The organism is Phyllobacterium sp. A18/5-2 (genome assembly GCF_025452215.1).
GTDB classification, from domain to species: domain Bacteria; phylum Pseudomonadota; class Alphaproteobacteria; order Rhizobiales; family Rhizobiaceae; genus Phyllobacterium; species Phyllobacterium sophorae.
In genome coordinates, this window is the sequence record NZ_CP104967.1 from 979504 (window position 1) to 993919 (window position 14416).

The 14416-nt window shown below is 56.3% G+C and carries 16 protein-coding genes and 1 pseudogene; 16 read left to right on the forward strand and 1 reads right to left on the reverse strand.

The annotated features are described in order from the left end of the window. Positions 1–470 precede the first annotated feature (470 nt). Together N8E89_RS23335 and N8E89_RS23340 are read left to right on the forward strand one after the other, a co-directional pair. Entirely contained in the window at positions 471–1451 is a 981-nt protein-coding gene (locus N8E89_RS23335) for a glycerophosphodiester phosphodiesterase family protein (RefSeq protein ID WP_262262189.1), read from the forward strand. Between the two features lie 593 nt (positions 1452–2044). Then, a complete protein-coding gene (locus tag N8E89_RS23340) occupies positions 2045–2392 on the forward strand; it encodes a cupin domain-containing protein (protein WP_262262190.1) in 348 nt (115 codons plus the stop codon). A 423-nt stretch (positions 2393–2815) separates the two neighbouring features. Here N8E89_RS23340 and N8E89_RS23345 read toward each other — a convergent pair whose 3' ends face one another. Further along, positions 2816–2968 carry a DUF1016 domain-containing protein gene (locus N8E89_RS23345; RefSeq protein ID WP_262263305.1) on the reverse strand — a complete coding sequence of 51 codons (153 nt, stop codon included), beginning with the start codon at positions 2966–2968 and terminating at the stop codon, positions 2816–2818. A gap of 51 nt (positions 2969–3019) precedes the next feature. On the opposite strand from N8E89_RS23345, the gene N8E89_RS23350 reads away from it, so the two are divergent. The 14 genes and pseudogenes from N8E89_RS23350 (at position 3020) to N8E89_RS23410 (ending at position 14394) form a co-directional block, all read left to right on the forward strand. Next, a complete protein-coding gene (locus tag N8E89_RS23350) occupies positions 3020–3394 on the forward strand; it encodes a hypothetical protein (RefSeq protein ID WP_262262191.1) in 375 nt (124 codons plus the stop codon). A gap of 259 nt (positions 3395–3653) precedes the next feature. Next, positions 3654–4979 carry an ABC transporter substrate-binding protein gene (locus N8E89_RS23355; RefSeq protein WP_262262192.1) on the forward strand — a complete coding sequence of 442 codons (1326 nt, stop codon included), beginning with the start codon at positions 3654–3656 and terminating at the stop codon, positions 4977–4979. A 104-nt stretch (positions 4980–5083) separates the two neighbouring features. Beyond that, the gene (locus N8E89_RS23360) at positions 5084–6043 is read left to right on the forward strand and encodes a carbohydrate ABC transporter permease (protein WP_262262193.1); all 960 of its coding nucleotides are present in this window, start codon (positions 5084–5086) and stop codon (positions 6041–6043) included. Then, positions 6040–6987, forward strand: coding sequence for a carbohydrate ABC transporter permease (locus N8E89_RS23365; protein WP_262262194.1), 948 nt, complete (start codon positions 6040–6042; stop codon positions 6985–6987). The genes N8E89_RS23360 and N8E89_RS23365 overlap by 4 nt, the downstream gene beginning before the upstream one ends. After that, on the forward strand, positions 6984–7190 hold the full coding sequence (locus N8E89_RS23370) for a hypothetical protein (protein ID WP_262262196.1): 207 nt from the start codon (positions 6984–6986) through the stop codon (positions 7188–7190). The genes N8E89_RS23365 and N8E89_RS23370 overlap by 4 nt, the downstream gene beginning before the upstream one ends. A 3-nt stretch (positions 7191–7193) precedes the next feature. Then, positions 7194–8291 carry an ABC transporter ATP-binding protein gene (locus N8E89_RS23375; RefSeq protein WP_262262197.1) on the forward strand — a complete coding sequence of 366 codons (1098 nt, stop codon included), beginning with the start codon at positions 7194–7196 and terminating at the stop codon, positions 8289–8291. Further along, on the forward strand, positions 8284–9291 hold the full coding sequence (locus tag N8E89_RS23380) for an ABC transporter ATP-binding protein (protein ID WP_262262198.1): 1008 nt from the start codon (positions 8284–8286) through the stop codon (positions 9289–9291). Before N8E89_RS23375 ends, N8E89_RS23380 begins: the two co-directional genes overlap by 8 nt. A 66-nt stretch (positions 9292–9357) precedes the next feature. After that, positions 9358–10734 (forward strand): dihydroxyacetone kinase subunit DhaK, encoded by a 1377-nt coding sequence (locus N8E89_RS23385; RefSeq protein ID WP_410010400.1) that lies wholly within the window; start codon positions 9358–9360, stop codon positions 10732–10734. Continuing rightward, complete coding sequence (locus N8E89_RS29520) at positions 10631–11038, forward strand: DAK2 domain-containing protein (RefSeq protein ID WP_410010401.1); 408 nt, start codon at positions 10631–10633, stop codon at positions 11036–11038. The genes N8E89_RS23385 and N8E89_RS29520 overlap by 104 nt, the downstream gene beginning before the upstream one ends. Further along, positions 11028–11642: a dihydroxyacetone kinase subunit DhaL gene (gene dhaL, locus N8E89_RS23390; protein WP_262262199.1), complete on the forward strand. Its 615-nt coding sequence runs from the start codon at positions 11028–11030 to the stop codon at positions 11640–11642. Before N8E89_RS29520 ends, dhaL begins: the two co-directional genes overlap by 11 nt. Beyond that, a complete protein-coding gene (dhaM, locus tag N8E89_RS23395; RefSeq protein ID WP_100003555.1) occupies positions 11639–12040 on the forward strand; it encodes a dihydroxyacetone kinase phosphoryl donor subunit DhaM in 402 nt (133 codons plus the stop codon). The genes dhaL and dhaM overlap by 4 nt, the downstream gene beginning before the upstream one ends. Next, positions 12037–12382, forward strand: a pseudogene (locus N8E89_RS23400) (HPr family phosphocarrier protein). The gene dhaM and the pseudogene N8E89_RS23400 overlap by 4 nt, the downstream one beginning before the upstream one ends. After that, entirely contained in the window at positions 12366–13982 is a 1617-nt protein-coding gene (locus N8E89_RS23405; RefSeq protein ID WP_262262200.1) for a putative PEP-binding protein, read from the forward strand. Before N8E89_RS23400 ends, N8E89_RS23405 begins: the two are co-directional and overlap by 17 nt. Position 13983: 1 nt before the next feature. Beyond that, entirely contained in the window at positions 13984–14394 is a 411-nt protein-coding gene (locus N8E89_RS23410; protein WP_106666214.1) for a hypothetical protein, read from the forward strand. The last annotated feature ends 22 nt before the right edge of the window (positions 14395–14416 follow it).

A 14416-nucleotide genomic window follows, 5' to 3' on the forward strand; every position in this document is an offset into this window, starting at 1 on the left:
TGTCTGATTTCCGCGCTTATGCTTACGCCCTGCTTTCCATCGCCCCAATGCAGTTGTATCTAATTGATTTTGTTGAGATTTGGCGCAACCCGGCAGGATTCGAACCTGTGCCCTCTGCCTTCGGAGGGGGCATGGGCTTGAGGTGCAGAGCCGAAAGAAACCCGACTGACTGCAACGCAACGAAGATTCAGTGAACTGCGGTTCTTCAAATTTGCTCAGAGGTCACATTCTCGGTATGTGTTGCGAAAGTCGCATGAATGCTCCTCTGGAACTGCATGTCAGAAATCCGCATTGAGTGGTCTGCGGTTCAATTCCTTTTAAGGCGGTTTATAACCTCTACTTCTTACCCGTCGCTGACATGGTCACACGCTCAAGTTTGGCGAAATGGAGCTCGACCCCATTTCTGCCACCTGTCGACGGCAAGCAGATTTCAGGTTGGTTTGAACCCGAATCGTGGAGGGAGTGGCAATTTGCGGAAAATCTGGCGCTATCTGGCTTTGCCCCTGATCGGGTTCGCCACGTTCGTCTTCCTCAACAACACCAGCCTGCTTGCGCCTCAACTGTCCGGTAAGCCGGTTCTTCTCGCCCATCGTGGAATCGCGCAGCGCTTTGATCCGGTCGGCGTCACCAATGACACATGCACGGCGTCCCGCATGCAGCCGCCGACGCATGGCTATTTAGAAAATACGATCGCCTCCATGCTCGCGAGCTTCGAGGCCGGTGCCGACATCGTGGAGCTCGACGTTCACCCCACGAAAGATGGACACTTTGCCGTCTTCCATGACTGGACGTTGGATTGCCGCACCGATGGCCATGGTGTCACTCGCGAGCAGTCCATGTCCCTCCTCAAGACGCTCGACATTGGCTATGGCTACACCGCTGATGGTGGCAAAACATATCCGTTCCGAGGCAGAGGCGTCGGGCTGATGCCATCTCTTGCCGAAGTACTGGAGATCTTTCCTGATCGGCTCTTCCTGATCAATGTGAAGAGCAATGTTCCTGATGAAGGACTGAAACTGGGGGCGTTCCTGAATGACCTTTTACCGGCGCGGCGCGCGACCCTTATGGTCTATGGTGGCGACCGGCCGATAGCTGCTTTGCGCTCATTGGTGCCCGGCCTCAAAACGATGTCGCGCACGTCGTTGAAGGGATGCCTGCTCCGCTACATCGCTTATGGATGGACCGGCGCAATGCCGGACGAATGCTATTCGATGCCGGTGTTCGTTCCGATCAACGTGGCCCCATGGCTTTGGGGCTGGCCCAACCGCTTTCTGGATCGAGTGAATTCAGTTGGCAGCATCGTGTTTGTTGTTGGACCCTATCATGGCGGGGATTTCTCGACCGGGATGGACAATATTGAAGAACTCTCCCGCCTGCCGGAGGGTTATGACGGTGGTGTGCTTACCAACGAGATTGAAATGGTGGCCTCCTGGCTTCGATCGCGAAAGTGAAACGGCGTGCTGCGCGGTTCGCTTTGGGCGGCGCAACGTCGCCTTTCAATCGCATGATAGCCGCAATCAATCTTGGCGAGCGACTGCTCTCTCCACGCACCCTGCGACACCGCCGGATTGTTGGGATGTGGGGCGACTTTGGAAAGACGACGTCGTGCGGGCACCTTTCTGCATAGTTTATTGCACTGTGCTTGCGTGGGAGTTTGTTTGACAGCGAGATTTGATACGTTTCTTTAGGGTCCCCGGGCGACATAGGAGCTACGGCAACGCTTTATCCCTGGATCGCCGTCCCGGTTGGAATCGTCATGTCGGGAAGCAAATTTGCGGAGTAGTCCCCATCCCCGATCTGTGCTCCGAATGTCGCATAAAGCCTCCTCTGGACCCGCACCTGAGAAATCCGCATTGAGCAAGGCGAGGAAATTTAACCGCGGACTTTGTGAGACCTCATTGCATTTCTGTGTCGATGTTCGAGAACTTGTTCTGAAAAATCGCAATATGTCTCAAGAATGGGTACCGCACTGAAGTCATCCGGATTTGCATCCACTCAGTGCTCTGCTAATTGCAGCAGATCATTTGAACGGGAGGATACTCGAATGTACAAAATCTTGATCGCAGTTGCTTTCGCACTCATGGCGTTCCCCGCAGGAGCGTTGGACAGCACAGTCACGGTCACCCCGGTTTTCAAAGCTACACGGACGATAGCTGATCAAACTATTCAACTCCCGCAAAAAAACGTCGAGGTCATTGTGTCGATGTACGATATCCCACCTGGCGCAGTGTTGCCCGTACATCAGCACCATTATCAACGTTATGCGTACGTGCTCTCCGGAACGCTTAGCGTCAACAATCTCGAGTCTGGAAAGAACACTACGTTTAAGCAAGGCGATTTCGTGGTCGAGATCGCTGTCTCAATGGCACAAGGGAGCAAACAATGGCACTGAGCCAGTTAAACTCCTTGTCATAGATCAGATCGAGCAAGGCGCCGAAAGTGTCACCTTAAGAAAATAACGACGAGCCTACCGTGACCTGCAACATCGACAGATTTGGGACGCTGTATTGGCCATACATTCTGATACGCGCTGCGGCTTGGGAAACCGCTTCAGGAGGGAACTCGCGAGAAAGCTTCTCTTGTCAAAAGCTCTCCTCGCAGCGGCTCGGGGTGGAGACCAGAGAGCCTCTATTCCGCAACGCCCATGGCTCTGTTGAATCTCGAAGTGCGTATTGACCCTAATGCTTGCCTTTACACTCCCGAGGCTGGAAGCGTCCGACTCGTGCCGGGGCTGAATATCGTCCGCCGAAATGTAAAAATCATACTGCCCGCGAATTCCGACTTCGATCTTGAGCTCGACAACGATGAAGCAGCGCTACCGGAAATCATCAGAAGATCCGGAAAATAGGTCCTGGCCACCAACTTCAATGTGATGCTGGCTACCCACGAATGCAAAGCCCTTACAGACCTCAAGAATCAAGAGCGCAAAAATGCTCAAGTAGGCCTTCTCGACCTCGCGCTCAGACATTGCTGGGCCGAGGGCGAGAAAATCGAAGCTATAGGGATCTGTGATTACTTCTTGGGCCAAGTCAGACTGTGGCGCAGTCAGTGTCCGCGCGAAGTTGGTCAGTGCTTTGTCTTGTCGTCGATCAAGACCACTTTCGATCCGATGCGCGAGGACGTTGCGGCTCCCCCATGTTCTACTGCTTTGCGGGCATACCAAAGCCGCTCTCCAGGACCTTCAAAGCCTCAATGGCGCGATATCCCGGTCCATATCGATGCGCTATCGACGGCGCATGTGCTGATCAAAAACGTGAAGCTGTCCGGCGCCGGCGTTGAGGCCGTGTCCATAAGCGGTGTCGGGTGGTGTAGCCATTGGCGCCGATCCGTCGATCCCGCCGAATTGTCTCAGGATATTGCCGGAAATCTCCTGACAATGTCGCGAAGACCGTGACGTTTGGCAGGTCAATAATCGGCTTGTGCAGGCGGGCATCGGTGGGCTGACCCAGGTAACCGCCCGTTTCTTTGTGACTGCACTGCCCAGTTTTTTCGCTGTGCAGTGCAGCAACGATTCACACTTGAAATGTTGAGTTAAATAGATATTACTTAACACAATTACTCAACATGATGGAGAGAGATCATGGGGAGTATCGAGGGAAGAAGCGAATTTTTTGAGAGCGGCGCGGTGTCGCTTATGTGTCTGGGAGGAATGCATGCAAACGATAAAGCAAGCCCTGCTCGGGGCGACATCGGCGCTTGTGCTGTTCACGGCTGCGCCGAGTTTGGCAAAAGCCGACGAACTCACTTTATGCTGGGCGGCGTGGGATCCGGCCAATGCTCTCGTTGAGCTTTCAAAAGATTTCACGACCCAGAGCGGTACGGCGATGAAGTTCGAGTTCGTGCCGTGGCCAAATTTCGCAGATCGCATCCTCAACGAACTCAACTCCGGGGGAAAGCTCTGCGACCTTCTCATTGGCGACAGCCAATGGCTCGGTGGGTCAGCCGAAAACGGCTATTATGTAAAGCTCAATGATTTCTTCGACAAGGAAGGGATCAAGATGAGCGATTTTGCGGACGCCGCGGTCAACGCCTATGCGACGTGGCCGAAGGGCACGCCCAACTATTGGGCGCTTCCGGCAATGGGCGATGCCAACGCGTGGTTCTATCGCAAGGACTGGTTTGCCAAGCCCGAAATACAAAGCGAATTCAAGCAGAAGTACGCACGCGAACTGGCAGCACCCGCGACCTGGGATGAACTGAAACAGGTCGCGGAATTCTTCAATGGGCGCGAAATAGACGGCAAGAAGGTCTATGGTGCCGCGATCTTTACCGAACGTGCTTCGGAAGGCATTACCATGGGCGCAACAGGGGCGCTCTACCCCTATGGCTTCAAGTATGAAAATACGCCGGGTAAATACGACATGGAAGGCGCGGTCAACTCACCTGACGCGGTCGCCGGCCTGGAGGCGTACAAAGCCCTTTACAAGTGCTGCACACCGCCCGGATATACGGATGCCTATATGGGCGAAAGCCTCGATGCATTCAAATCGGGACAAGTGGCGATGGCGATGAACTGGTTTGCGTTCTTCCCGGGCCTTTACAAGGACGAGAAGGTCGGCGGCGACAAGATCGGGTTCTTCGTCAATCCCAAGGAAAAGGTCGCAGCGTCGACACTGGGCGGACAGGGAATTTCCGTCGTTGCCAATACGGACAACATGCAAGGCGCGCTTGCCTATATCAAATGGTTCGCCCAGCCGGATGTTCAGAAAAAGTGGTGGTCGCTTGGCGGTTATGCCGTACACAAGGCCGTTTTGACCGATCCGACCTTCACGGAGAGCCAGCCTTTTGCAGCCGACTTCCTGGTGGCCATGAATCAGGTTCAGGATTTCTGGCAAGAACCGTCTTATGCTATTCTTCTGCAGGCTATGCAAAAGCGCCTCCACGATTACGTCGTTGCAGACAAGGGCACGGCCAAAGAGGCGCTTGACGGGCTGGTCAAGGACTGGACAGAGGTCTTCAAGGACGATGGGAAGCTCTAGAGCTTCGGTGCTTTAGGTGACCCGTGCTGAAATGACTGCCCGGATCCGAAAAACGTACCGGGCAGTTCTTTCGAATGCTACGCTCTAAAACCCAGGTGACGTCTGTGACCGATACAAGTTCCTCCATTTTGGGTGAGGGGGTTGCCCGTGCTACGCCGGCACCCATCGCTTCCAGAATTCGCGGCATATCTGATCGAGCCATGGCGTGGCTGTTTATTGCGCCGACGATTGTCTTGCTGTTGGCCGTCAATATCTTCCCGCTGATTTGGGCCGTCTATCTCTCATTCACGAACTTCAGGGCAAATCGGCCCAACGCACCTATCGAAGGCGTTGGCCTGAGCAACTACAGCAGGGTGCTGAATGATCCGAATATCTGGCAGGCCATGCAGACAACGGCTCATTTCGTCTTCTGGACAATCCTGCTGCAGACGCTGATCGGGTTTTCTCTTGCCTACCTGATCGACCGGAAATTCCGGGGCCACGCCTTCTGGACCACCATCATCCTGGTGCCGATGATGTTGTCGCCGGCCGTGGTCGGCAATTTCTGGCGGTTCTTGTATCAGCCGCAGATTGGCCTCTTCAACTACATCGTGTCTTTTCTCACGGGTATCCCGCCGTCTTCTTTCGAAATGCTCGGTTCGGTGCCCTTGTCGCCCTGGGCCATCATCATCGTCGATACATGGATGTGGACGCCCTATGTCATGCTGATCTGCCTTGCAGGTCTGCGGTCCATCCCCGATTACATCTACGAGGCTGCCGAAGTAGACCGAGCATCGCTCTGGCGCCAGTTCTGGTCTATCACTCTGCCAATGGCGCTTCCTTTCATCATGCTGGCGGTGCTCTTCCGCGGCATTGAAAACTTCAAGATGTTCGACATGGTCACCCTCCTGACCGGGGGCGGTCCGGGTTCGACAACAGAAGTCGCTTCCATCACGTTGAAGCGGGAGGCGTTCGAAAGCTGGCGCACCGGCAGAGCATCCGCCTTTGCCATCATTCTGTTTGTCGCGGTGTTTGGTCTCGCCAACATCTATGTGAAAGCCCTCAACAAGGTGAAACAGCGATGAGTTCTGTCAATTCTGCCCATTCGGTCGTTGCGCCGGGCGCTACGTCAAAGCGTATCGCCGCTACAATCGTCATCGCCTATGCCCTCATCACCATGGTTCCTCTTGTCTGGATTGTGATGACGAGCTTTAAATCACCGCCTGATTCAATCAGCTACCCGCCGAAAGTTGTTTTTCAGCCAACACTTGAAGGCTATTGCAACCTTTTCACAACCCGCACGCGTCAGACTTCCGATTACATCGCTTCGCTTGGCGCACCAACAAGCACGTGTGATGAGATCACGCGAAGCCGCAACATGGTCATCGCAGGGCCTTCGAACTACTGGCCGCGCTTTCAGAACTCACTGCTGATTGCTTTCGGCTCGACATTTCTTGCCGTTTCTCTCGGTACCCTCGCCGCTTACGGATTTTCGCGTTTCAAGGTTCCGCTGGCCGAGGATCTGCTGTTCTTCATTCTATCGACACGCATGATGCCGCCTATAGCCGTCGCGATCCCGATCTATCTCATGTATCGCGAGCTCGGTTTATCAGACACCGCGCTGGGCATGGTACTTCTCTATACGGCCGTCAATGTTTCACTCGCCGTTTGGCTTCTGAAAGGCTTCATCGACGAAATTCCGCGGGAGTATGAAGAGGCGGCCATGATCGATGGCTATACGCGCATGCAGGCCTTTTTCAAGGTTGTCCTGCCGCAGGCCACCACCGGCATTGCCGCTACGGCCATCTTCTGTCTGATCTTTGCCTGGAATGAATATGCCTTCGCGGTGCTTTTGACCTCGGGTGCGGCCCAGACTGCTCCACCGTTTATCCCAACAATCATTGGGGAGGGGGGGGGCCCGGCGGTTGCCGCTGGAACCACGATCTTCGTCGTACCCATCCTGGTGTTCACGGTTCTTCTGCGCAAGCAGCTGTTGCGCGGTATCACCTTTGGAGCTGTACGCAAATGACGCCACAATCACCTCTCCACTTGAAGCCGAAACGGGCGTTCTTTCTCAGACGCGGTCCGATGGAAAATGTTGCAACCGGTCTCATCGGCCTCGGATTCGTGATGTTGTTCCAGCCTTTCTTGCTGATCTTTTACACCTGGTCGCTGGTCACGCTCCTGATTGGTACCGTTCTTTTCATCATTGTGTCGAAGTTCCCGGAGTAGACGATGGCAGAGATCAAAATAGAAAATCTGCGCAAGGAATTTGGTAGTTTCAGCGCGGTTGAGGATTCGAGTTTCGTCGTTCGCGACGGAGAATTCCTGGCCCTTCTTGGCCCGTCCGGTTGCGGCAAGACAACAACGTTGCGCATGATTGCGGGTCTCGAGTTGCCGACTAGCGGCAAGATCTTCCTTGCGGGCGAAGACGTCACATTCAACCGTGCCAGAGAGCGGGACATCGCCTTTGTCTTTCAGCTCTTCGCGCTCTATCCGCACATGAGCGTGCGCAGGAATATCGGCTTTCCGCTCCTTGCCCAAGGCGTGGCGAAAACCGAGATTCGCTCCCGCGTCGAAGAGACGGCAAGGCTGCTGCAGATCGATCATATTCTTGACAGGTCTGTATCCGGTCTGGCTGGCGGAGACCGCCAGCGTGTGGCGCTGGGAAGGGCGATCGTGCGCCGGCCGAAGTGCTTTTTGATGGACGAACCTCTTGGCACGCTGGATGCGGAGTTTCGCGATCTGATGGTGCGGGAACTGCGCGAACTGCATAACCGGATCCATGCTACCACCGTCTACGTCACCCATGACCAGCTGGAGGCGATGGCCATGGCGGACAAGATCGCGGTGATGAATCATGGCGTTATCGAACAATTCGGCACGCCTCAGGAAATCTACAATCGGCCCGCGAGCATGTATGTCGCCGATTTTATCGGTTCGCCGCCGATGAACTTTCTACGGTTTACGTCTGGTTTGCGAAAGGGCACGCGCTCGGTTTCCGTCGACGGCGTGGATATCCCTGTACCGGAAATCCAGCAGGATCTGGCGCAGGGCGAGCTTGCGCTTGGCGTGCGTCCCGAGGATATCCGCTTCAGCGACGCCTCCTCCTTGCGTGGTGCCGTCTATGCCAGCGAATATCACGGGACAAACCAGATTGTTGCCGTGGAGATGGCAAAAGGACTGGTCAAGGCGCGGGTTCCAGCCGATCAGAACTTCCGCATCGGCGAAACCGTCGGACTTGAACTCAATTACGACAAACTATCCCTCTTTGACTGCGAGTCGGGCAGGGCCGTTGCGTCATCCCGCTATGCGGAGCATCATCATGGCTGAAGTCATCCTGAAAGGCATCAACAAGAATTTTGGTGAATCGCGTGCCGTTTGCGATCTGGACCTGGCCATCGCCGATGGTGAATGCGTCGTCCTGCTTGGTCCCACCGGTGCCGGCAAAACCACTACGCTGCGCCTGATTGCCGGGCTGGAACGGCCCGATAGCGGGCGCATCATAATTGGCGGATACGATGTGGCGAGAGAAGCGCCGGCCGGGCGCGACGTGGCCTTTGTTTTCCAGCAATATTCACTCTATCCGCATTTGTCCGTGTATGAAAACCTCGCCTTTCCGCTCCGCTCGCCGGCACGCCGTCTCGGCAAGGATGAGATCGACCGGCGCGTCCGGGAGGTGGCGCGTATGGTGCGCATCGAGCACAAGCTTGATAATCGTTCGACCCGTCTTTCGGGTGGCGAGATGCAGCGCGTGGCCATCGGCAGGGCGCTGGTGCGGCGGCCGGCGATCTATCTCATGGACGAGCCGCTTTCCTCGCTCGATGCCAAGCTCCGTGCCGAACTGCGGCTGGAACTAAAACGCATTCAAAAGGAGCTCGGGTCAACGATCCTCTACGTGACGCACGATCAGATCGAAGCCATGACCATGGCTGATCGCATCGGCATTCTTGCCGATGGACGGCTGGTACAGATTGGAACGCCGCGCGAGATCTATAGCAACCCGGCCAATGTTCACGTTGCTTCCCGCCTTGGACAGCCGCACATCAATCTTTTTCCGGCCAATTTGCTGCCCGACAGCAGGACGCCGGCTGGTACCCGGACGGTTGGAGCGCGCACTGAACACCTGGAAATCTCCATAGGTGGTGATGCAAACGCGCAAGTCGATTGGGTCGAACATTTGGGAGACCAGAATCATCTGCACATCCGCGTTGGTGACTGCAAACTCGTCACCCTCGCCAATCCCTACCTTCCCGTAAGGCAGGGAGACAGGATTGGCCTGGCACTCAGAAATCCTCTTTATTTTGGAACTGATGGAAACCGGGTGTACTGACGGGGTCGTCCCGATCGATCGCATTTGTTGAACCACGCAAAACAAGGCAAAGACTGGAAGATGCAGATGAAACACTTCTTCAATCGCAGGCAAAATATCGTCACCGAGGCGCTTGATGGTCTCTTGCTGACAAGCCGTCCAGGAATGCTTGCGCGGCTCGACAGCTATCCCGACATCAAGGTCATCCTGCGTGCCGATTGGGACAAGTCCAGCGTTGCCCTCATATCGGGCGGCGGAGCGGGGCATGAACCTTCCCATGCCGGCTTTGTCGGAAGGGGTATGCTCACGGCCGCTGTGTCGGGTGAGATTTTTGCCTCACCGAGTGTTGATGCTGTCCTGACGGCAATCCGTGCGGTCACAGGGCCAAAAGGGTGCCTGCTGATCGTCAAGAACTACACCGGGGATCGGCTGAATTTCGGGCTGGCCGCCGAACGTGCGCGCGCCGAAGGCTTCAAGGTGGAAATGGTCATCGTCGCGGACGACATCGCCCTTCCAGACCTTGCCCAGCCGCGCGGCGTCGCGGGTACATTGTTCATTCACAAAATCGCAGGTTTTCGCGCCGAACGGGGCGATAGTCTTGCAGATGTTGCAGCCTTTGCGGCGTCGGCGGCTGCTGACATTGTGTCACTGGGGGTTTCGCTGTCCACCTGCTCGATACCAGGACAGGAGCATGAGCAACGTCTCGGCGTCGATGAGGGGGAACTTGGGCTTGGTATTCACGGCGAACCGGGTGTGGAACGTATCCAGCTACAGGAGGCCGGCAAGATTGTCGCGATCATGGCCGAACGGCTTGCGGCGTCGCTGCCGGTTACTGGCGAATTCGCGCTGTTAATCAACAATCTGGGGGCCGTACCGCCGCTGGAAATGAGCCTCATTGCCCGGGATGTTCTTTCCTCTTCACTTGCCGGTCGGGTGAAGCTCATCATCGGCCCTTCGCCGATGATGACAGCGCTCAACATGAATGGCTTTTCGCTGTCGCTTATTCGTCTCGATATGGAACGTGAGGCAGCGCTTGCCTCCTCCGTCGAACCCCACGCCTGGGTTTCCCCGGTGATGCGCCATGGCATAAACATTCTTCCGCTACCAGGGGCGCCGGTGGGCGAGGCCGTTGCCGCGGCCAGTCACGATCCGCTCACTGAAAAGATGGTGGCCGCCATTTGCGAGCATCTGGTTTCGCTGGAAGTGGAACTCAATCGTCTCGACGCGCGTGCTGGTGATGGCGATACAGGATCGACCGTTGCTGCAGGGGCACGTGGTGTTCTCGCGCAGATCCGATCATTGCCTCTGGCTGACACACCGGCGACAGCTTGCGGTGGTCGGCAGAATTCTTGCAACCAGTATGGGCGGTTCAAGCGGTGTTCTGCTCTCCATATTTTTCACGGCCGCAGCAAAATCGATGGCTGGGACGGGAATTCTATCAAGCGCGCTGCTAGCAGGTCTTGAGCGTTTGACGTTTTACGGCGGGGCAAAGCCGGGTGACAGAACCATGGTGGACGCCCTTGATGCAGCATTGCGATCGCTGGCAGCAAGCGGGCTTTCGCAAGCAGCCCGAGCTGCCCGCGCTGGTGCCGACGCCACGAGCGCAATGACCACAGCAAAAGCAGGTCGCGCGTCCTATGTCGGTGCAAGGGACCTCGTTGGGGTTCCTGATCCGGGTGCTGTGGCCGTGGCAGCAGCTTTCGAGATTGCGGCAAACGTGATTTCAAGCCAGGTTGCACGCGGGGAGGCGACAGTCGTTGCAGATTAATCGTGCGCTCATCCTGGGGTTGATCGAGACATGCCGCGAGGTGATTGCGTCTCATGCCGATGATCTTTGTGAACTCGATCGTGCGATCGGCGACGGTGATCACGGAACCAATATGCGGCGCGGTTGCGAGGCAGTCTATCTTGATAGGGAAAGATTGGGCGCACTGCCGTTGCCGCAGGCGATCGAGACGATTGGCACGATGCTCGTCATGAGCGTTGGCGGTGCGTCCGGGCCGCTTTATGGAACACTGCTGATCGAGATCGGACGGGGGCTCGGCGCCCGGCAAAACGGCGCAGATTTCGCCAATATTGTTGGAGAGGCAATCGATGCAGTGGCAAAGCGCGGCCGCGCTCAAGCAGGGGACAAGACATTGCTCGACGTGCTTTACCCTGTCCACAGCGAAATGGTAAGGCAGTCTGCTCTCGTCCATATCGCTGAAAGGGCGCAGCAGTCCGCGCAACTGACCGCTGGTATGAAGGCGATGCGCGGGCGTGCTTCCTTTCTGGGGGATCGTTCCATTGGCCATATCGATCCGGGGGCTTCGAGCTGCGCCCTGCTGACCACGGCCATTTGCCGCTACCTGAAGGAGTACCGTCCGGCATGAAAGGCAAGATTGCAAATGTGGGAATTGTGATTGTCTCGCATTCACCGCTTGTCGCCAAAGGCACTGCCGATATGGTGCGCCAGATGGTCGGTGACGGCGTGCCGCTTTCATGGTGCGGAGGCAATGCTGAAGGCGGTCTCGGCACCAATGCCGCGGGCATTCTTGAGGCCATCGAGGCGGCGTGGTCCGATCATGGTGTTGCAGTGTTCGTAGATCTCGGCGGTGCAGAGACAAATAGCGAAATGGCAATCGAAATGCTGGGCGAACCGCGCTCCAGTCTCGTTGCCATTTGCAATGCGCCTCTCGTGGAGGGAGCGGTCATTGCTGCTGCCGAAGCCTCCGGCGGGGCTCCACTTGCAAAGGTGGTCGCTACGGCAGAGGAACTCTCGCCCTTATGAGCAACAGACAGGACGCGAGGCCGCAGGAGAAGGATCACGTGACGAAGCAGTGGCAGACGGAAATCGAAGTCATCCATGGGATCGGGCTGCATGCCCGGCCTTCCGTAATTTTCACCCGTCTTGCCAAGACCTTTCCCTGCACGATTGAAATCGAGGTGAACGGAAGTAGCGTCTGGTTGAATGGCAAAAGCATCGTAAAGGTCATGGGTGCCAAAATTCGAAAAAGGTTCCGTCCTGAAAATACGCGCTGACGGAATCGGTGCAGCAGAAGCAATTGCGGCATTGAAAGAACTGGTCGAGCACAATTTCGACGAGGGCAAACTCCATGGCCGAAATGTTTAGACTGCAAGGGCAGGGAACTTCGCCGGGTACGGCTTTTGGGCAGATTCACCTGGCGGTTGAGACCGAAGCAATATTCTCGTCTCAAACCAATCCTTCCGCTGAACGTGCCATCCTTTTGGACGCGGTCCAGGTTTCCATCGCCGCGTTGCGTGCGCTTGCTGCACGATCCCCGGCGGAAAGTGCTGCCTTCCTCGAATTCCAGATCGAAATGCTCCTTGATCCCGAGATCACCGAAATGGCTGCCGGGCGTATCGGTAGCGGAGATGGCGCAGCTCTTGCCTGGGTGACGGCTCTTAATGATTACATCGCCGGCTTTGAACAATCGGACAACGATGACGTCCGCGCACGGGCAGCCGACGTCATCGACATCAAGAACCGTGTGCTCGCGGCCATGACAGGAAAATCGGTCGCGGATTTCCCGGCAGGGACGGTGTTCGTGGGCAAAGACATCTCGCCGAGCCTTTTCCTTGCTCATGACTGGTCGAGCGGCGGTGGAATCGTCCTGTTCCAGGGCAGCGTCGCAAGCCACGTCGCCATGCTTGCCCGTGCGAAATCGGTTCCCATGGTGATTGGGACCGGCACCTTCAACATCGCCGGGGAAGCGCAGCTTTTGCTCGATGGAGGCTCGGGTAGCGTCGTTTTGCATCCTTCCGATGAAGAGCTCCGGCAGGCGCTGTTGACGCCGTTGTCCATGCGCCAAAGCGCAGACGAGGCTGAGCGACCTTGCCCGACCGAAGTGCGAACCGCCGATGGTGCAAAGATCAGTCTCTCGATCAACGTCAATGATCTTTCTGATCTGATCGGTGTTGATCATGCGGAAATTGCAGGTATCGGATTGCTGCGCACCGAGTTCTTCATGTCATCAGCTGCCGATATCGCTAACGAAGACAGGCAATACGGCATCTACCGCCAAGTACTGGAGTGGGCCGGGCAAAAGCCTGTCACCATTCGCATGCTCGATCTAGGTGGTGACAAGCCGGTTCCCAGCGCTGACAAAGGCGATTGGACATCGTTTCTCGGCTTGCGTGGTATCCGTCTTTTGCTTGCCCGGCCAGAGATCCTGCGCATCCAGGCGCGTGCGTTGCTGCGGTCCGCCATTCACGGTAAGCTGAAGGTAATGCTGCCGATGGTGACGTTGCCTTCGGAACTCGAAAGAACGGTCACGATATTCAGGGAGGAATCCACCCTCTTGGAACGGTGCCGGGTTGACCATCGCATCCCGCCGATAGGGATCATGGTCGAGGTTCCCGCGACCGCCCTCATGCTGGATACATTCGGTGCGGCGGATTTCTTCTGCTTCGGAACCAATGATCTCGCGCAGTATCTGACCGCTACCGCGCGCGACAATGCCGCCGTCGCCGATATTTACACCCATGCCGCTCCGGCAATCTTCAGACTGCTCGAACACAGCTTGCAGATCGCGGCAAACTTAGAAACGCCCGTCAGCGTCTGCGGTGATATGGCGGGCGAACCGGAGTCCATTCCTGGCTTATTGGGCTGCGGATTGCGGCATTTCTCGCTGGCACCGGTGCAACTGGGCGCAGTGAGATCACAGATTGCGCAATTCAACGCGGATGGAACGACGGCAGTGGACAAATAGGATGGCACGGGAACCCATGGAAGACGCCATTATTTCCTACAAGGCTATCCTGGCTCAGATCATTGACAATCGTCCTTCCGGGACACGCCAACGCCTGGCGGCGGCACTCGGCAAGCACCGGAGTTTTGTTACCCAGATTACAAGCCCGGCCTATGCCACGCCGCTACCGGCGCGGCATCTCGCGACGATTTTCAGGGTTTGCCACTTCAGTCCGGTTGAACAGGATCGTTTTGTAGAGGCCTACCATGCTGCGCATCCGGGAAAATTGCCGGAATTTGGCAGTTCCGAAGGATTGAGGTCACTATCACTGATGGTTCCGGATCTCGGAGACGACAAGAAAAATCGCCTGTTAGACGAGGCAATTACAGATTTCGTCCAGAAAATCGCAACGCTGTTGGGAAATACTGATTAGCACATGATCCTCGCGATGGTGG